The 17,556-nt window shown below is 55.5% G+C and carries 14 protein-coding genes; 11 read left to right on the top strand and 3 right to left on the bottom strand.

Features of this window, described 5'->3' with window-relative positions; all coding sequences use genetic code 11:
- Nucleotides 1–603: 603 nt before the first annotated feature.
- Nucleotides 604–1,524, bottom strand: a complete 921-nt coding sequence (locus BHK98_RS13815; protein ID WP_245796850.1) for a hypothetical protein — start codon at nt 1,522–1,524, stop codon at nt 604–606.
- 91 nt (nt 1,525–1,615) lie between these two features.
- On the opposite strand from BHK98_RS13815, the gene rho reads away from it, so the two are divergent.
- The 6 genes from rho to BHK98_RS13350 all read left to right on the top strand — a co-directional run bounded on the left by rho (nt 1,616) and on the right by BHK98_RS13350 (nt 7,204).
- Nucleotides 1,616–3,025, top strand: a complete 1,410-nt coding sequence (gene rho / locus BHK98_RS13810; RefSeq protein WP_245796849.1) for a transcription termination factor Rho — start codon at nt 1,616–1,618, stop codon at nt 3,023–3,025.
- Between the two features lie 3 nt (nt 3,026–3,028).
- Entirely contained in the window at nt 3,029–4,138 is a 1,110-nt protein-coding gene (locus BHK98_RS07545; RefSeq protein ID WP_075713016.1) for a DUF1385 domain-containing protein, read from the top strand.
- Nucleotides 4,113–5,048: a peptide chain release factor N(5)-glutamine methyltransferase gene (gene prmC, locus BHK98_RS07540; RefSeq protein ID WP_075713014.1), complete on the top strand. Its 936-nt coding sequence runs from the start codon at nt 4,113–4,115 to the stop codon at nt 5,046–5,048. The genes BHK98_RS07545 and prmC overlap by 26 nt, the downstream gene beginning before the upstream one ends.
- Nucleotides 5,049–5,145: 97 nt before the next feature.
- Complete coding sequence (locus BHK98_RS07535; RefSeq protein ID WP_075713012.1) at nt 5,146–6,195, top strand: hypothetical protein; 1,050 nt, start codon at nt 5,146–5,148, stop codon at nt 6,193–6,195.
- A gap of 210 nt (nt 6,196–6,405) precedes the next feature.
- Nucleotides 6,406–6,606, top strand: coding sequence for a 50S ribosomal protein L31 (gene rpmE, locus BHK98_RS07530; RefSeq protein WP_075713010.1), 201 nt, complete (start codon nt 6,406–6,408; stop codon nt 6,604–6,606).
- 256 nt (nt 6,607–6,862) lie between these two features.
- Entirely contained in the window at nt 6,863–7,204 is a 342-nt protein-coding gene (locus BHK98_RS13350) for a hypothetical protein (RefSeq protein ID WP_143404560.1), read from the top strand.
- 51 nt (nt 7,205–7,255) lie between these two features.
- Here the strand turns inward: BHK98_RS13350 and BHK98_RS07520 are convergent, their stop codons facing one another.
- Entirely contained in the window at nt 7,256–7,999 is a 744-nt protein-coding gene (locus BHK98_RS07520; protein ID WP_075713006.1) for a Crp/Fnr family transcriptional regulator, read from the bottom strand.
- A 211-nt stretch (nt 8,000–8,210) separates the two neighbouring features.
- On the opposite strand from BHK98_RS07520, the gene BHK98_RS07515 reads away from it, so the two are divergent.
- Together BHK98_RS07515 and BHK98_RS07510 are read left to right on the top strand one after the other, a co-directional pair.
- A complete protein-coding gene (locus BHK98_RS07515; protein ID WP_075713004.1) occupies nt 8,211–10,142 on the top strand; it encodes an acyl-CoA dehydrogenase family protein in 1,932 nt (643 codons plus the stop codon).
- Complete coding sequence (locus BHK98_RS07510; RefSeq protein WP_075713002.1) at nt 10,142–11,353, top strand: FprA family A-type flavoprotein; 1,212 nt, start codon at nt 10,142–10,144, stop codon at nt 11,351–11,353. The genes BHK98_RS07515 and BHK98_RS07510 overlap by 1 nt, the downstream gene beginning before the upstream one ends.
- Before the next feature lie 169 nt (nt 11,354–11,522).
- Here the strand turns inward: BHK98_RS07510 and BHK98_RS07505 are convergent, their stop codons facing one another.
- Nucleotides 11,523–12,362, bottom strand: coding sequence for a Uma2 family endonuclease (locus tag BHK98_RS07505; protein WP_075713000.1), 840 nt, complete (start codon nt 12,360–12,362; stop codon nt 11,523–11,525).
- Between the two features lie 289 nt (nt 12,363–12,651).
- Between BHK98_RS07505 and BHK98_RS07500 the strand changes: the two genes are divergently transcribed.
- Genes BHK98_RS07500 through BHK98_RS07490 form a run of 3 tightly spaced genes read left to right on the top strand, consistent with a single transcriptional unit; the run spans nt 12,652 to nt 17,518 of the window.
- Nucleotides 12,652–14,571 (top strand): BMP family ABC transporter substrate-binding protein, encoded by a 1,920-nt coding sequence (locus tag BHK98_RS07500; protein ID WP_075712998.1) that lies wholly within the window; start codon nt 12,652–12,654, stop codon nt 14,569–14,571.
- A complete protein-coding gene (locus BHK98_RS07495) occupies nt 14,568–15,203 on the top strand; it encodes a metallophosphoesterase family protein (RefSeq protein ID WP_075712996.1) in 636 nt (211 codons plus the stop codon). Before BHK98_RS07500 ends, BHK98_RS07495 begins: the two co-directional genes overlap by 4 nt.
- On the top strand, nt 15,155–17,518 hold the full coding sequence (locus tag BHK98_RS07490; RefSeq protein WP_245796848.1) for an alpha-galactosidase: 2,364 nt from the start codon (nt 15,155–15,157) through the stop codon (nt 17,516–17,518). The genes BHK98_RS07495 and BHK98_RS07490 overlap by 49 nt, the downstream gene beginning before the upstream one ends.
- The last annotated feature ends 38 nt before the right edge of the window (nt 17,519–17,556 follow it).

The raw sequence follows: 17,556 nt of genomic DNA, 5'->3' as shown, positions 1-17,556 counted from the left end.
GAATTGTTCATATTCGAGTTAGACGTATTTAAAGTTGCCACATTTTTGGTTTTTTGCGAGAAATGTGGCAGATTTTGAGTAATATTATTCGCTATTATGTATTTAAATACAATCGTGCGACCAAATTCGACCTTTACCGACTTTTACCGACCTTTACCGACCCGGTCATCGGCATATCTGCCTCCCAAAGGCGCGATTTATGAACTAACAGTTCATTTTTATGCCACATTTTTGGATTTTTTTCGATTTTGTGGCAACTCCTACCGTTCAAGTGGGTTTATTTCTTCGGAACTGTTCCGCTCTCCGAAACGATGGGGCGTGTTCTGGTCATGCCCGCCCTTCGAAATGCTCTGCCCGCGCCGTAATTTTGTATTGCGTTCATTATAATCCTGCTGCAATTGGCGCTGCAATTAACCGTCACAATTCCGGACTATTACTGTGTCATTATCGTTGCAATTCCCTGTTTACAAACGACAGATTATGTTCTACAATAGAACCGTAAAGATTCTGAGACGGGAGTTTACCGTATTTTCCAAGAATTTATCAGTATTTTGAATCCGAGCGCCAACCGGCGTATTTTGTAGTTTTAGACAGAAGAGGTCATTATGCCCGCAAGAAAAAAGAAGAATTAGAAGAAGCCATTGTCGCTGACGAGATGGGAACCGAAGCTGAGAAGAGCACGCGTAAGTCGACGAGGACAACGCGAAAGTCCGCTGCCGTTTCATCTGATGACATCGGTTCCGCCGTATCGTCCGCTGCCGCATCAGCAGCAGGAACACCTGTGCCCGAGGGGGCGGAGCCGGCGACAGAGGAAAAGCCGAAGCGCCGCACCGCGCGCAGGACAACGACCCGTAAGGCGGCAACAAAAGAAGGATCAGGCACAAAGGCCGCAGCCAAAAAGAAGGCGGGCGGGGCGGCATCGCTCGATACCGCTGACGCCGCATCGTCAAATGACGATGCAGAGGCTGCGCCGTCCGAGATCGTTGACACTGCATCATTGACCACAGAATCAGAGGGAGCGGAGCCGGCAACAGAGGAAAAGCCGAAGCGCCGCACCGCGCGCAGGACAACGACCCGTAAGGCGGCAACAAAAGAAGGATCAGGCACAAAGGCCGCAGCCAAAAAGAAGGCGGGCGGGGCGGCATCGCCCGATACCGCTGACGCCGCATCGCCAAATGACGATGCAGAGGCTGCGCCGTCCGAGATCGTTGACACTGCATCATTGACCACAGAATCAGAGGGGGCGGAGCCGGCGACAGAGGAAAAGCCGAAGCGCCGTACGACTCGAAAGGCAGCGACTGCAGTTCGGGGAAAAACATCTTCTGGAACGACGGTCAGAAAAACCACCACCCGAAGAAAATCCGATGCAGCCGCAACTCCTGACATTCTGGATGCTGCGGCGTCCACGGCATCGGCGGCTGCGAATTCTGCCGATGCCGACACCGCAGTTGAAACGGCTGCAGCATCGGCTTCGAATTCCGACAGCGCCGCAGACACAGCGTCGGCTTCGAGTTCTGCCTGCATCGACACTGCTGCCGCAGACACAGCATCGGCAGACGGAAGCAGTGTCGCCGACGGTTCAAAATTGCCTGCCGTCCAGGGAGTTAGAAGCATCGTGGGTACCGGAGACTCCGGCGATTTCCCGGTGTCCGGAAGGGGACCTTCTGCAGCATCCGGAGCGGCCCCGGGTGAGGCTTCTGCAGGTGCTGAAACGGAAGCTGCTGAGGCGGAAGGTGCTGAAGCGGAAGCTGCTGAGACGGAACGCGGGAGTACTGCCGGGACTGCTGCCGGGAATACTGCCGCCGGCAGGACGAAAGGAACGGCGGAGGGCCGCGGCCATGAACAGTCCCGCGGCCGCGCCAGGGAGCATGAGACGCGGTATCAGCAGAGGCCGCGGCCGGAGGTGACCGGGATCCTGGAGCTTGCGGACGGCGGGTTCGGATTCCTTCGTTTCGACAATTTCCTGACGAGCGACAGGGACGTTTACGTGAGTCCCGCGCAGATCAGGCGTTTTCACCTGAAAACCGGCGACAAAATCAAAGGAATTTCCCGACTGCCGAATCCCGGAGAAAAATTCGGCGCTATTCTCTACGTGGAGACAGTCAACGGCGATGAGCCGGGTGTCGCAATGCGGCGTCCGAATTTCAGCGACCTTACGCCGATTTTCCCCAACGAGAGGCTGACGCTGGAGGACAGTCCGTCCGACCTTTCGACAAGACTGATCGACCTGATTGCGCCTATCGGAAAGGGGCAGCGGGGACTTATTGTGGCGCCGCCGAAGGCCGGAAAGACGACCCTGCTGAAAAATATCGCCCACAGCATTGAGAAGAAGCATCCGGACGTGGATCTGATTGTTCTGCTGGTGGACGAGCGGCCGGAGGAGGTCACCGACATGAAGCGCTCTCTGAGCCGCGGAGAAGTTGTGTACAGCACCTTTGACGAGCAGCCGCAGCATCACGCCAAGGTGGCGGAGATGGTGCTGGAGCGCGCGCGGCGTCTGGCAGAGCACAAACACGACGTGGTTATTTTGTTAGACAGCATCACGCGCCTCGCCCGCGCCTACAACCTGGTGATTCCGCCGTCGGGCAGGACTTTGTCCGGAGGCCTCGATCCGGGAGCTTTGTACAAACCGAAGCAGTTCTTCGGGGCGGCCAGAAACCTCGAGGAGGGCGGAAGCGTCACGATCCTTGCAACAGCCCTGATCGACACCGGAAGCCGTATGGACGATGTGATTTTCGAGGAGTTCAAGGGTACCGGAAATATGGAGCTGCATCTGGACCGCAAGCTGCAGGAGAAGCGGATTTTCCCGGCCATCGATCTCTCCCGGTCCGGAACGCGGCGCGAGGAGCTGCTGATGAGTCAGGACGAGCTGGAAGCAATCTGGATCATGCGCAGGGCACTTGCCAACGAATCCACGCAGGACGCCGGCGAGGAAATCATCGACAATCTGGCGCATACCCGGACGAACCGCGATTTCATCGAGATTATCAAGAAGGTGTTCAGCACCAGAAGAAGGATGTATTAGAACATGGACATGAGCAGAATTTTCCTGAAAGACGCGTGCCCCACTCCGATCGGCGGGCAGGCGGTTCTGGAGGGAGTCATGATGCGCGGAATGGAGCGGACGGCCATCGCTGTGCGGCTTCCCGACGGGCGGATCCATATGAAAACAAATAAAAATACGGCCAGCGCCCGCTGGACGAGGATCCCGCTCCTGCGGGGCGTGGTTTCCTTTGTGATATCTCTCGTGGAGGGAACAAAGACTCTGACCTGGTCTGCGGATGTGGCGGAATATTTTATGGAGGATGACGAGGAGGAGTATGAGCCGGGGCGTTTTGAAGCCTGGCTGACCGGCAGAATCGGAGAAAACGAGGTCTGGCAGCTGATGATTTTCCTGTCGGTGCTGATTGCGCTGGTCTTCGCCGTCGGCGTGTTCGTGCTGCTTCCCACCGCCGCAATCGGCTGGCTGAAACCCTTTGTGCCCGGAGCGGTGACGCTGAATCTGATTGAGGGAGTGCTGCGCATTATCATGTTCATCGTATACATCGCGGCGATTTCGCGCATGAAGGATATCCGGCGTGTGTTTGAGTATCACGGCGCGGAGCACAAAACCATTCACTGCTTTGAGAACAATCTGGAGCTCACGCCGGCCAACGCGCAGCAGTTTTACACGCTGCATCCCAGATGCGGCACCAGTTTTCTGATGTTCGTCATGGTGGTGAGTCTGGTGCTGTTTTCCCTTCTGGGATGGCCGGATCTGCTGATGCGGATTGTGTCGAGAATTCTGCTTCTGCCGGTGGTGGCGGGATTGTCTTACGAGCTGCTGAAATGGGCGGGGCGTTCCGACAACTGGCTGGTAAGGATTTTGAGTATCCCGGGGCTGTATCTGCAGAAACTGACCACGCGGGAGCCGGATGATTCTCAGCTGGAAATTGCCATCGCTGCGCTGAAGGGGGTCCTTGTGGAACCGGAGGCTCCTTGCATCGAGGGGATTGTGGATCGGAACGGACAGCTGCTGGAACCGATGGATCTGGCGGCGCTGAAAAAAGAACGTGAAGAGGTCTCCGGCACCGAAGGCTCCGGGGAACAAAACGATGCGGAGAGGACGTGCGATGACGGCGAGGGAACTGATCAATAGGGGCGCGCAGGAGCTGGCAGAGCAGGGCGTTGCCGACGCAGAGACAGACAGCCGGCTTCTGTTCTGTCACCTGACGGGCGTCAGCCGCTCACGTCTTTTTATGGAATACCAGCGTAAGATGACGGACGCGGAGATCGCCGCGTACAAAGCCCTGATCCGACGCCGCGGCACCGGTGAGCCCCTGCAGTACATTACCGGCGAGACGGAGTTCATGGGACTGCGGTTCCGCGTCGATTCACGGGTTCTGATACCGCGGCCGGAAACGGAGCTTCTTGTGGAGAAAGCGCTGGAGCTTCTGAAAAAGCCTACGACAGAAAACCCGGCAGCGAAAGATCGGCAGCCGGCGCGTGAGCCGGTGCGTGTTCTGGACTGCTGCTGCGGCAGCGGCGCGATCGGCCTGTCTGTAGCTGCGCTGGCAGAGGTGCCGGTGCGCGTGTCATGCAGCGATATCAGTCTGGAGGCTCTGAACGTGGCCCGAAGGAATGCGGAGGAACTTGGATTTTCCGGAAGCTTCGGGGAGGGACGCCGCGGGAGTGCTGAATTTCTGTGCGGCAGTTTTCTAGAACCGGCTGCCGGAAGGCAGTTCGATATGATTTTGTGCAATCCCCCCTATATTCAGGACGGAGTCATCCCGGGACTTCAGCGGGAGGTTCGGGAGCATGAGCCTCTGCTGGCGCTGGCCGGAGGCGAGGACGGGCTGGATCCTTACCGGGAGATGATCCCGCGGCTGACGGAGCACCTGACGGACGGCGGCGTCGCGATGTTTGAAATCGGTCACGACCAGGGAGAGGCGGTCGCGAATATGTTTGCCGAGACGGGGGAATTCGAGCCTGCGCAGGTCATGCGCGATCTGGCGGGCCGCAATCGCATCGTGTGGGCGCGGCGGAGGTATCCGCAGAGCGCGGTGTGAAGTGCGGGACGGAACAGAACCGGGACAGGCGGGAACAAAGTAAACCGCGCCGGAGAAAACAGAAACGGGGCGGACAGAAACGGAACAGGAGAGGATTATGAAAACACTGAGGATTGCGCTGCTCGGCTTCGGAAACAGCGGAAAAGCGCTTGCTGAGCTGCTTGTCGACAAGCAGCAGGAAATTATTGAAGCCTATGACTGCAAAGTGATTGTCACGGCAATCGCGACGGGCAGCCGGGGAATCGTGCTGGATTCCGGGGGAATCGATCTGCGCCGGGCGGTTTCGGACATTACGGAGAACGGAGCGTTCAGCGAGGGCACGCCGGGTCTCGAAACGGGACCGGAGCTGCTGGGAGACGGCGGTGCGGAGCAGGTTCTGGCGAGGGGCGACTTCGACGTGCTTTGTGAGCTGACGCCGCTGAACATTAAGACGGGACAGCCGGCCATCGGGCACATTCGCAAGGCGTTTGCCCGGGGTGCGCATGTCGTTACGGCGAACAAAGGACCGATTGCCTGGGCGTATCGCGAGCTGCGGGATACGGCGGCAGAGCGCGGACTGCGTTTTTACTATGAAACGACGGTCATGGACGGAACGCCGGTGTTCAATCTGGCGGAGCATACTCTGAAGCTCTGCAGGGTGCAGGAGGTGTCCGGCATCCTGAACAGCACGACGAATTTTGTTCTTGAGGAAATGGAAAAGGGCGTGCCGTATGATGAGATTATGCGTTCCGGCAGGGAGAAGGGGTTTATTGAGGCAGACCCTGCGATGGATCTGGAGGGATATGACGCGGCGGCCAAAATTACTGCGCTTCTTAACGTTCTGATGGATGCCGACATGACGCCGGATCAGGTGGACCGGAAGGGCATCGAGGATGTTACTCCGGAACAGGTGCGGGCTCTGACGGCGGAAGGGAAGAGTCTCAAGCTCCTGTGCCGGGGCTGGCGGGAGAACGGACGGGTGTTTGCCAGGGTCGCGCCGGAAGCCGTCGAGAAAACGGAGTTCCTGGCGACTGTTCACGGGACGACATCAGTCGTGACGATTCAGACGGATCTGATGGGGCGGCTTTCCATCGTGGAGGAAGAGCCGGAAATTCTGCAGACCGCCTATGGAGTTTTCAGCGATCTGCTGCGGGTGATTACGGAGTGAACAAAGGCAGGGTCCGGGGGTGTAAAAAAATTCTCCATCCGACCGCGCCAAAACTGGCGTGCGGCTGCACCAAAATTTCGACACGGCGTTGCATCAAAATTTCGACAGGCGCTGTTGACTCGGGACGAAACCTGTGGTATCATAATTAGGCTGCATTTGTGCAGACAAAATTATGCCGGGTGAACACCTGAGCAGGAAAGAGGTAATAGCATGAAGGAAGGAATCCATCCTGATTACATGGAATGTAAAGTAACTTGCGCATGCGGAAATTCTTTTGTTACGAGATCAACCAAGCCGGAACTCCGTCTTGACGTTTGCTCAGCATGTCATCCGTTCTTTACAGGTCAGCAGAAGTTCGCGCACAGAGGCGGACGTGTTGAAAAGTTCAAGCAGAAGTACAACCTGGACTGATCCTGTCAATCAGAAGAGAATCCAAAGAGGCTGTTGCACGAACGATGAAAATCGTCCGAGGCGCGGCCTCTTTTCATGTGCTGAAAAAACCTTGATTTAACAGTACGTACGCACCGGAAATCCGGAAAGTTCAAGGATTTACAGCAGACTCGCCGGAATAATACAGTCAGACCCGGAAGAACGATGCAGATTTTTTTGACAATTCCGTCAAAAGGTGCTATACTTTGGTCAGATTGGGATATTATAATGTTTTGCGATGTCATATTCAGTTTATGCCGCCTGCGGTAAAAGCGTAAAAAGTATTCGGGCGTTTAAATCGGAACATGCGGACTGTAAAAAGCGTAAAGAAAAAGTCAAAGTAAAGCACAGCCGGAAAACGACCCGGCAGAAGGGGGAAGACAAAATGCCGTTCTTTAATGTAATTGTAACAATAGTGGGTCTGGTTATATGGATAGTGATAATTGCGCTGGTAATACGCGTCGGCTTAAAATTTTATCGGAAAATCAGCAATATCGAAAGAAACGTAAATGCAATCTTAGAAGCATCAAACGAAGACGGTGGCAGCGCGGAGGCGTCTGAAACCGAAAACGGTAAATGATGAAACTTCGGGGAATCCTGCGGCGGCCTTCCCCGGAAATCCTGCGGCAGCCTATACGAGGATTCGGAACTGACGGTTCTTACTTTCGATGAGACCGTCATCCTTCATGGCGCGGAGCTCCCGCATCATGGAGGAGCGGTCCACCATCAGATATTCGGCCAGCTGTCCCAGCGTCATAGGAATCGTAAAAAGACGATCCGGCGGTGAGGATAAAGTGTTCGGCCATTTCTTTGTGCCTCCTCCCCCGGAACGGACGGCGGAGGCTCTGTCTACGGCGATGCCGCTGCCTGCGAGACGGCGGCCGGTCTGAGAGCGTACATGCTTCAGATAAGTCATAAGCTTGTCGCGGGTGGAATTCTGCCCCAGAATCGAGATGTGCAGCGACAGCTCCTGAGCCTTCTGAGCCGTCATCATGAACAGGTTGCTGATGAGCTGGCTGTGGTGGGCGCAGAGATTCTCGCAGGGCGTGATGATATGATTGTAATCCAGATAGATGACAGTGCAGTCCGTAAGCGCCTTGACGATGTATTCGAAGTTTTCCAGCGGCAGAGAAAACAGTTCTCCGAAGACATCTCCATCTTCATACCTCTCTAACAAAAACAAATCCCCCTCCTCGTTGAGGATCTCCAGACGCGCCTGTCCGCGGAACAAAACCGCGACGCTGGCGGGCACGCCCGCCGCGTAGGACAGGATAGTGTCGTCTTTTCTGTATTTTCTTGTGATCGGTTTGAAGCAGGGAATCATCATGTCGATGGAATCCTGACCGATGTTGTCCAGCAGACTGACTTTTTCCATAGGTGCCTCCGTACAAAGTGAATTAAGGGGTGTGCGTTCCGTTTTTTTTAAATAATATCACAAAAAGTTGCAAATGTCACAACATCACCTGCAAAAGTAGGATATAATTTCGGTACAAAATATTCAGACAATACTATTAACTTTTGTCCGGCTGCCCGGCAGGGACGCCGGAAATACAGCAACTTTTGTGAATCCGGGAGGTGACAGACAAATGCTTTTTAAAACTACAGAGGCTCATGAAGAGCTCAGGGCTAAGGTCAGAGCGTTTGCAGAGGAGGAAATCAAGCCTATTGCGTTTAAGCTGGACCAGAGCAATGAATTCCCCCACGAGGCGGTAGCCAAGATGGCTAAACTCGGTCTGATGGGAATACCATATCCGAAAAAATACGGCGGAGCGGAACTTGATGTTCTGAGCTACGCGATTGCGGTCGAAGAACTTGCCCGCGTGGACGGCGGCGCAGGCGTTATCCTGTCCGCGCACACATCGCTGGGAACTTATCCTATCGCGGCTTACGGAACTGAAGCGCAGAAGCAGAAGTATCTGGTTCCTCTGGCGAAAGGTGAGAAGCTGGGAGCCTTTGGTCTGACGGAGCCCAACGCAGGATCAGATGCGAGCGGAACAGAGACCACTGCGGTGCTTCAGGGCGATCATTACATCCTGAACGGCGGAAAGGTGTTCATCACCAACGCGCCGATCGCAGACACCTACGTTGTCTTCGCGGTCACCACGCCCAACATCGGGACGCACGGAATCAGCGCGTTCATTGTCGAGAAGGATTATGAGGGCTTCGAGTTCGGCGACCACTATGACAAAATGGGAATCCGCTCATCCTCAACTGCGGAACTGATTTTCAATGATGTGAAGGTACCGAAGGAAAATCTGCTGGGCCACGAGGGAGAAGGCTTCAAGATCGCCATGTCCACGCTGGACGGCGGCCGCATCGGAATCGCCGCGCAGGCACTGGGGATCGCCCAGGGAGCCTTTGAGCATGCGAAGGAATACGCACTGGAAAGAGTACAGTTCGGGATGCCGATCGCGTATCAGCAGGCAAACCAGTTCAAATTCGCCGATATGGCCATCAAGCTGCGGAACGCACGGTTCCAGGTCTATTCCGCCGCAGAACTGAAGCAGGCTCATGAACCCTATGGAATGGAGGCCGCAATGGCGAAGGCGTACGCATCGGATATTGCGCTGGAGGTCTGCAACGATGCCCTGCAGCTCTACGGAGGCAACGGCTTCCTCAAGGGAATGGAGGTAGAGAGAGCTTACCGCGACGCCAAGATTACTACGATCTATGAAGGAACAAATGAAATTCAGAGGATCGTAATCGCTGCGAATATTCTGGGTAAACCGCCGAAAATGAATGTGTCGGGAGGAAAGCAGAAGGGTCCTATCACCGGAGCCCGGAAAAAGGAGATCTACAGCAAAGGCACCGCGCAGGAACGGGTGGATCAGCTGGTAGAGGCCCTGAAGGCAGACGGCTATGACTTCACAGTGGGAATTGATCCGATGACGCCGATTGTCGATGCGGACCGCGTCGTTTCCGCCGGAAAGGGGATCGGCGATAAGAAGAACATGAAACTGATCGAGGATCTGGCGAAGCAGGCCGGCGCGGCCGTAGGCTCCTCCAGACCGGTGGCGGAGACGCTGAAATATCTTCCGTTGGACCGCTATGTCGGTATGTCCGGCCAGAAGTTCAGCGGCAATCTGTACATCGCCTGCGGGATCTCCGGCGCGGGTCAGCATCTGAAGGGAATCCGGGAGGCTACCACTATCGTGGCCATCAACAAAAATAAGAACGCGCCGATTTTCAAGAATGCGGATTACGGCATCGTCGGAGATGTGATGGAGATTCTTCCTCTGCTGACAAAGGCGCTGGACAACGGCGAGGAGAAGAAGCCGGCGCCGCCGAGAGTCAAGATGAGAAAGGCAACCATTCTGAAGGAGCCCTCTCACTGGACGACGTATGTCTGTGACGGATGCGGTTACGAATATGATCCGGCCGTCGGTGACGAAGAAGGCGGCATCAGTCCCGGGACCACGTTCGAATCACTGCCGGAGGAGTGGATCTGTCCGGTATGCGGCGAGGAAAAGACCGCGTTCATCGAGGTTGAAAAAGTATCGAATAAGGAGGATCAGTAATGCATTGCGTAAGAAAGGTAACCGACGACCTGTACTGGGTCGGAGCGAACGATAAAAGACTGCATCTGTTTGAGAGCATCCATCCGATTGAAGACGGCGTTTCCTACAACTCGTATCTTCTGATGGACGAGAAGACCGTCCTGTTCGACACGGCGGACTGGTCCGTGGGACGCCAGTTCTGCGAGAACGTGGAATATGTTCTGAACGGGAAACCGCTGGATATCATGGTAATCAACCATCTGGAGCCGGACCATGCGGCCTCCATCAACGAGATTATCCTCCGGTATCCGGACGTCAAGGTGGTCTCCACAGAGAAGGCGTGGCTGCTGATGAATCAGTTCAACTTCGGCGTTGAGGAAGAGAACTTCATCATGGTGAAGGAAGGCGATACCATGAAATTCGGAAAGCACGAGGTCACCTTCGTGGCCGCTCCGATGGTTCACTGGCCGGAGGCCATGGTCACCTTCGATCTAACCAACGGCGTTCTGTTCAGCGCGGACGCCTTCGGCTCCTTCAAATCACTGGACGGCGCTTTGTTCGCGGACGAGGTGGATTTCAGGAACGAGTGGATCGATGAGGCCCGTCGCTACTATACGAACATCGTCGGCAAATACGGGCCTCAGGTCATGGCTTTGCTAAAGAAGGCCTCCGCCATCGACATCAAGATGCTGTGCCCGCTTCACGGACCGGTATGGCGTAAGGATATCCCCTGGCTGCTGGATAAATACATCCACTGGGCAACGTATACGCCGGAAGAAAAGGGCGTGATGATCGTATACGCTTCCATGTACGGCAACACGATGAACGCCGCTCAGATCCTGGCCGCGAAGCTCCATGAAAAGGGCTTCCACAATGTCCATATGTACGATGTGGCGGAGACGCATGTGTCCTATCTGATCGGACAGGCCTTCAAACTGAGCCATATCGCGATTCTGTCCGTGACCTACAATCTGAACGTCTTTCCGCCTATGCAGAACTTCATTGATGACATGAAGCGCCTGAATATGCAGAAGCGTGTGGTCGGCGTGGTGGAGAACGGCTCCTGGGCGCCCCAGGCCGGCACTTTGATCTGCGAGGAGCTGGACGAGATGAAGCAGATGACCGTGCTGAACGAACAGGTGTCCCTGCTTTCCGCCGTGAACAAAATGACTGCGGATGAGCTGGACGGTCTGGCCGACAGCATTATCGAGTCGATGAAGCAGGATTATTAAGCTGTGTCTGCTCATTAAGTCCCCGCCGGACTTAATGGCCGGGCACGCATCAAGCAAATACTGCCCTGATTGCATAACAGATATGCCATTGCTGCCGACCGGGCGCTCGCGCCCGGTCGGCAGACTGCTGCGCTGAGCGATCGGCGCGGCTTTTTTGTTTCTGTGCTTCTCATTCTCCGCGATCCTTCAGGAGAGATCCTGCGTGTTCGGCAAATTCATTGAAGTCGATGCTGCAGCTGCCGTCCCAGATTCCGACGGGAACGCGGTCGCTGAAGGTGTAGATGTGAGTGAGTCCGGTGCGGGCGAACTCGTAGACGATGATGCGCTGATTTTTTGTATCAATAATCCAGTATTCCCGAACGCCTGCATCCTGATATTTGTACAGCTTCAGTGTCATATCGCGGATCTGTGTCGCGGGAGACAGAACTTCGACAATCAGATCCGGAGCACCGAGGATATGAGTGCTTCTCACCTTTTCCGGATCACAGAGAATCAGAAGATCCGGTTCCAGCAGCGTTCTGTCATCATGATTCAGCTGTACTCCGACCGGGGAGACATATGCTGAACAGGGTTTCCGGTTTTGGAAAATGTAATCAGAAAACCGGTAGGAGAGCCAGGTGACTGTTTTCTGATGCAGCGTTGAAGGCGGCGCCATATCGTACGGAATTCCGTCTATCAGTTCGATTCGCTGTTCTCCGGGCAGGGCGAGGATGTCCTCGACGGTCAGCGGGACGGAGTGCCGGGGGAGATATGAAAATGCTCCGTCGCTTATGACGGAAGCGTCAGTTTCATTATATGACGGACTGTATGACAGTCTGTCGGGGGATTCCTCCGGGGAGGATGGCGTGAGAACCCTTTCAAGGGCAAGGATTGTCGTATAACGCGGAGCCTTTGTGATTCCGGCAAATATCTTCTGTACTGTTCCGAGAGGAACACCGGACTGTTCTGCCAGCATTTCATTGGTGAGTCCTAATTCCCCTTTCCTTTTTTTCATTTCATCAATCGTCATCGCGGAACCTCCTTTTGTGACAGTATACTGCGCGCGAATCCATTTGTCAACCGTAAAATTTCCATAAATGGAAATAAAATGTATATGATCAAAAGCGTCGCGGAAATTAATGGAAACAATATGAAGGAACAGCGCGCGACAGAAACGAAAAAGCAGAGCGCGGGGAGACATGTCAAATAAAAAAAGAACATATGTTCGCATTTCCTGTTGAAAAATCCTGCGGCTTATTGTATAATGAATCATCAGATTCAGACAGGAGAAAGCGTCTTGCTGCGAAGGAGGAGCGTTCGTGATCGATTATAAAATCGTAAGGAAACGAGGAGAAAAGGAATATCACCGGGCGGTGGCCAGAGGGCGTTATCCGTATCTGCCGGCACTGGACGACCTGCTTTCCATGGAAGAGACCGTTGGGGAGGAATATCTGGGAACGATGGAGATTCCGGTCCATATGATTCACGGAACGAAAACTGCGGGGAGGAAAGAATCATTTTCCTATGGGTTCATGCCGCTTCTGGAACCGGGCAGCGAGTTTGCGGCCAAGTGGGTCAGCCTGTATGATATTCAGATGGATACGGGGTTTACCGATCCCGTCAAGGTCTATGAATATATGAACTGTTTCTATGTGGCTGAAGGAAACAAGCGGGTTTCGGTAATGAAGTACCTGAACGGGGATTCGATCCTAGCGGATGTGACACGGGTGATTCCCCAAAAGACGGAAGAAAAAGACCGGATGATTTACTATGAATTCCTGGATTTTTACCGCGTCACGGGCCTTTATGGAATCACCTTCTCGGAACTGGGCTGCTACAAACGTCTGGCGGAGAAATTCGGACGGGACCTTCAGACGCCCTGGCCGGAGGAGGCGGTGCGGCTCCTGAAAACAGTCTTTGTCTACTTCGGCGTGCTCTTTGCGGAGAAGGGCGGCGGGCGGCTTGATATAACGGCGGCGGACGCGCTTCTGATTTATCTGTCCGTATACAGCATCGATTCTCTGACCTGCAAATCTCCGGAGGAGATCCGCCGGAGAATGGATAAACTCTGGAAGGAATTCCGGACGGGCGTCAGGGAGGAGGCGATCGACATTGTCGATACGCCGGAGCTCTCCGGAGGAACCCGGTCTTCCGGGATTTTCAGTCTCTTTGCGGGAAGCGCCTACAGCGAGGCGAAGCCTCTCCGGGTTGCCTTTGTGCATGAGAAAAACGCAGAAAACTCCAGCTGGGTCTACTCCCACGAACTGGGGCGGGAATATCTGGAGGAACGTTTCGACGGAATCTTAAAGACAGAGGAATTTTCAGACTGCGGAAACGACGAAGCCGTCCGGGCGGCGATCGACCGCGCTGCGGAGCATGGGGACGAGGTGATATTCACGACATCTCCGGCCCTGATGGCAGAAACCTTCCGCTCCGCAATCCATTATCCGAAGATCCGGTTCTTGAACTGTTCGGTCAAGCTGCAGCATCAGGCGGTCAGGACCTATTACACCCGCTCCTATGAGGTCAAGTTCGTTCTCGGCGCACTGGCGGCCTGTCTCGCGGAGAACCATCGCATCGGCTACCGGGCGGATTATCCGATATACGGGTATATCGCCAATATCAATGCGTTTGCGGCCGGAGCAGCTATGATCGATCCGCAGAGCAGGGTGATTCTGACCTGGGCGACAAAGGAGAACTCAGACTGGCGGCGGGAACTTGCGGAGCAGGAGGTTTCAGTGATTTCCGGTGCGGACATGCAGCCCCTGCACAGCACCTCCCGGGAGTACGGACTGTACCGGTATGAAGCCGGAGAACCGGTGAATCTGGCGGTTCCCTGCTGGAACTGGGGGAGATATTATGAGCTGATCCTCCGGACGGTGATGAACGGAACGTGGGACGGACTGAATGCGGTGAAGAGGAATCAGGCGGTCAACTACTGGTACGGGATGAGCTCGGGGATTCTGGATCTGCAATTGCTGCGGGACTTCAGTCCCGGAACGCGGAGGATGGTGAAATATCTGCGGGACGGAATCGTTTCCGGGAACGTCTATCCGTTTGAAGGCGAACTGAAGGACCGACAGGGAAGAGTCCGGCAGAGGGAAGGACGGATGAGCAATGAGGGAATCATCGGCATGGACTGGCTGCTTGACAACGTGGACGGCTCGCTGCCTAAGCTTGAAGAACTGAAGTCTACCGCGAAGAATGCGGTAAGCGTCAGCGGGGTCATAGAAAAATGAAGATACTGGCGATATCCGATATTGAGGAAGAATATCTGTGGGGGAATTTTGCGGCAGAAAAGCTGGAGGGTGTGGAACTCATTCTCTCCTGCGGTGATCTGGCTCCGGAATATCTGGAATTCCTGGTGACCATGACCAATGTGCCGCTGCTTTACGTACATGGAAATCATGACCAGAAATATGATTTCCGCCCGCCTCAGGGATGTGTGTGCATCGACGGGAGCACGGCGTCTGTCCTGGGACTTCGCATTGCCGGACTGGGCGGGAGTATGCGCTACAAAGAAGGCTCCCATATGTATACAGAGGAAGACATGTGCCGGCGGGCCCGACGCCTGGACCGGCAGATCCGACGGCAGGGAGGACTGGATGTATTTCTGACTCATGCGCCCGCGGCGGGCTGGGGCGATCTGGAAGACCGCGCGCATCTCGGATTCAGATGCTTTAATGATATTCTGGAGAGATGGCAGCCGGATCTGATGTTTCACGGTCACGTTCACGGCAGTTATGTCCGTGAACTTCCGACAGAGACGGAGCATGACTGCGGAACGAGGATCATCAACGCCTTTGGCCGCGCTGAGACGATATGGCCGCGGGAAGAAGGAGAGAAGATGGAGGCGAAGGAACGGAAATGATTTTGTACGATGAGGAAAAAAGAATTTTTACGATTCATACTGACCATTCCACATATCAGATGATGGCGGATCCTTACGGATATCTGCTGCATCTGTATTACGGGAACCGCACCGCCGGCCGGACAGATTACCTGCTGACGTACAGGGACCGCGGTTTTTCCGGGAATCCCGGATGTGCCGGAAGGAACCGGACCTATTCGCTGGATGCGCTGCCGCAGGAATTCCCCTTTCAGGGCGGCGGCGACTTCCGGAGCACACTACTGTGCGTCCGGGATTCAGAGGGAATTGCCGGGTGTGATCTGCGATACAGGGAGCATCGTATTCGGAATGGGAAATACGGGCTGGCAGGTCTTCCGGCAGCGTACGCCGGGGAGAAGGATGACGCGTTCACGCTGGAGATTGTTCTGGAGGATCAACGGCTCGGGCTGGAGGCGGAGCTTCTGTACGGCGTGCTCCCGCACTGTGATATCATCACCCGCAGTGTGATTCTGCGGAACAAAGGAAAAGCCGGAGTCTTCCTCGACAAAGCGCAGACGGCATGTCTCGACTTTGTTCACGGAGACTTTGATTTCACAGTATTCATGGGGCGGCATGCGATGGAGCGCATTCCCCGGAGGCAGAGGCTGACCGGCGGAAATCAGGTTATCGGCAGCCGGCGCGGAGCGTCCTCCCATCAGTATAATCCTTTTGTGATTCTGTCGGAGCATGATGCCGGGGAGCGCGCCGGGAGATGCTGGTCCATGCAGCTGGTTTACAGCGGAGGCTTTGAAGCAGAGGCCGGGCGGGATCAGTACGGGCAGACCAGGATGCAGATGGGAATGGGAGACGGCCGGCTGGATTATCCCCTTGGAGCCGGAGAGGAACTGACGCTTCCGGAGGTGATCATGAGTTTCAGCGGAAACGGGATGGCCGGACTCAGTCAGAATCATCATCGATGCATTCAGCGCCACATTGTCCGCGGGAAATACCGGGATTGTCCCCGCCCGGTGCTTCTGAACAGCTGGGAGGCGGCGTACTTTGATTTTACCGGGCGCACTGTCGTGGAACTCGCGCGCCAGGCGAAGCTTCTCGGAATCGATATGGTCGTGATGGATGACGGCTGGTTCGGAGAACGCCGCGATGATCTGCGGGGACTGGGCGACTGGTTCGCCAATGAAGAAAAGCTGGGCGGCACGCTGGGAGATTTAGCGAAACGTGTGAACGCTGAAGGCGTGCGGTTCGGGATCTGGATGGAGCCGGAGATGGTCAGCGAGGACAGCGGGCTCTATCGGGAGCATCCCGACTGGACGCTTGCGATTCCCGGCGCGGAACCGGTGCGGGGACGATATCAGCTTGTTCTGGACTTTTCGCGTCCTGATGTGCGGGAATATATCTTTGCGCGGATCTGTGAGGTGCTTGATCAGGGGAATATCGAGTATCTGAAATGGGACTGCAACCGAAATATCGTCGAGGCTTATTCGGATCCGGGACGGCAGGTGCGGGAGCATGGCGGAGCGACCTGCGTGAGCCGCGGAAAGATTCTTCACGATTATATTCTCGGTCTGTATGATGTGCTGGAGAGACTTCACCGGCGCTATCCGGAACTGCTGATTGAAGGCTGTTGCGGCGGAGGGGGACGCTTTGACGCGGGTATGCTCTATTACACGCCGCAGATCTGGTGCAGCGACAACACAGATGCGGTCGATCGTCTGCTGATTCAGTACGGTACGAGCTTCGGCTATCCCGCAGCTGCGGTAGGCGCGCATGTGTCTGCCTGTCCGAACGGGCAGACGGGCCGGACGGCGCCGCTGGCAACCCGGGGAGCGGTGGCGATGGCAGGAACCTTCGGATATGAAATGGATCCCGCGGAGCTCTCGGCGAAGGAGCGACAGGAGATACGCCGGCAGATAACCCGGTACCGGGAAATCAGGCGGCTGATACAGGAGGGTTTGTATTATCGTCTGTCAGATCATCTGAACTGTGAGGGATCGGCCGGCCCGCGCACGGATGAGTTTGTCGCATGGGAATTTGTGGAGGAATCCGGACGGGAAGCGGTTGTAACGGTGGTGACCACCGGAATTCACGGCAATATGCCGACGCAGTATGTGAGGCTGCGGGGACTCACGCCGGGAGCGATGTACAAAGTGGAGCCGGAGGAAGCTCCGGAATCATGGAACGGAGCGACGCCGCGGATATACCCGGCAGAGGCGCTGATGGATATGGGGCTTCCGCTTCCGGAGATGCGGGACGAGTACCAGAGCGTTATCTTCCGGCTTCTGCGGGAGGATAGGCAGCGGGAGAGCCAGAGGCACCCTTCGCGGGAGGATGCGCGTTGAGAGGACAGGCGGCGATTCTGCGGGAAGGGACGCGGGAC

The organism is Hornefia porci, from assembly GCF_001940235.1.
Taxonomy (GTDB): domain Bacteria; phylum Bacillota; class Clostridia; order Peptostreptococcales; family Anaerovoracaceae; genus Aminicella; species Aminicella porci.
This window is presented reverse-complemented; position numbering and strand designations above follow the sequence as displayed.

Excerpts from the sequence above, each read along its gene's own strand:
- BHK98_RS07545 (WP_075713016.1), top strand. The coding sequence starts at position 3,029 with ATGGACATGAGCAGAATTTTCCTGAAAGACGCGTGCCCCACTCCGATC.
- BHK98_RS07505 (WP_075713000.1), bottom strand. The coding sequence starts at position 12,362 with ATGACGATTGATGAAATGAAAAAAAGGAAAGGGGAATTAGGACTCACC.
- BHK98_RS07495 (WP_075712996.1), top strand. The coding sequence starts at position 14,568 with ATGAAGATACTGGCGATATCCGATATTGAGGAAGAATATCTGTGGGGG.
- BHK98_RS07515 (WP_075713004.1), top strand. The coding sequence starts at position 8,211 with ATGCTTTTTAAAACTACAGAGGCTCATGAAGAGCTCAGGGCTAAGGTC.
- BHK98_RS07535 (WP_075713012.1), top strand. The coding sequence starts at position 5,146 with ATGAAAACACTGAGGATTGCGCTGCTCGGCTTCGGAAACAGCGGAAAA.
- BHK98_RS07520 (WP_075713006.1), bottom strand. The coding sequence starts at position 7,999 with ATGGAAAAAGTCAGTCTGCTGGACAACATCGGTCAGGATTCCATCGAC.
- prmC (WP_075713014.1), top strand. The coding sequence starts at position 4,113 with ATGACGGCGAGGGAACTGATCAATAGGGGCGCGCAGGAGCTGGCAGAG.
- BHK98_RS13815 (WP_245796850.1), bottom strand. The coding sequence starts at position 1,524 with ATGCAGGCAGAACTCGAAGCCGACGCTGTGTCTGCGGCGCTGTCGGAA.
- BHK98_RS07490 (WP_245796848.1), top strand. The coding sequence starts at position 15,155 with ATGGCCGCGGGAAGAAGGAGAGAAGATGGAGGCGAAGGAACGGAAATG.
- BHK98_RS13350 (WP_143404560.1), top strand. The coding sequence starts at position 6,863 with ATGTCATATTCAGTTTATGCCGCCTGCGGTAAAAGCGTAAAAAGTATT.
- rpmE (WP_075713010.1), top strand. The coding sequence starts at position 6,406 with ATGAAGGAAGGAATCCATCCTGATTACATGGAATGTAAAGTAACTTGC.
- BHK98_RS07510 (WP_075713002.1), top strand. The coding sequence starts at position 10,142 with ATGCATTGCGTAAGAAAGGTAACCGACGACCTGTACTGGGTCGGAGCG.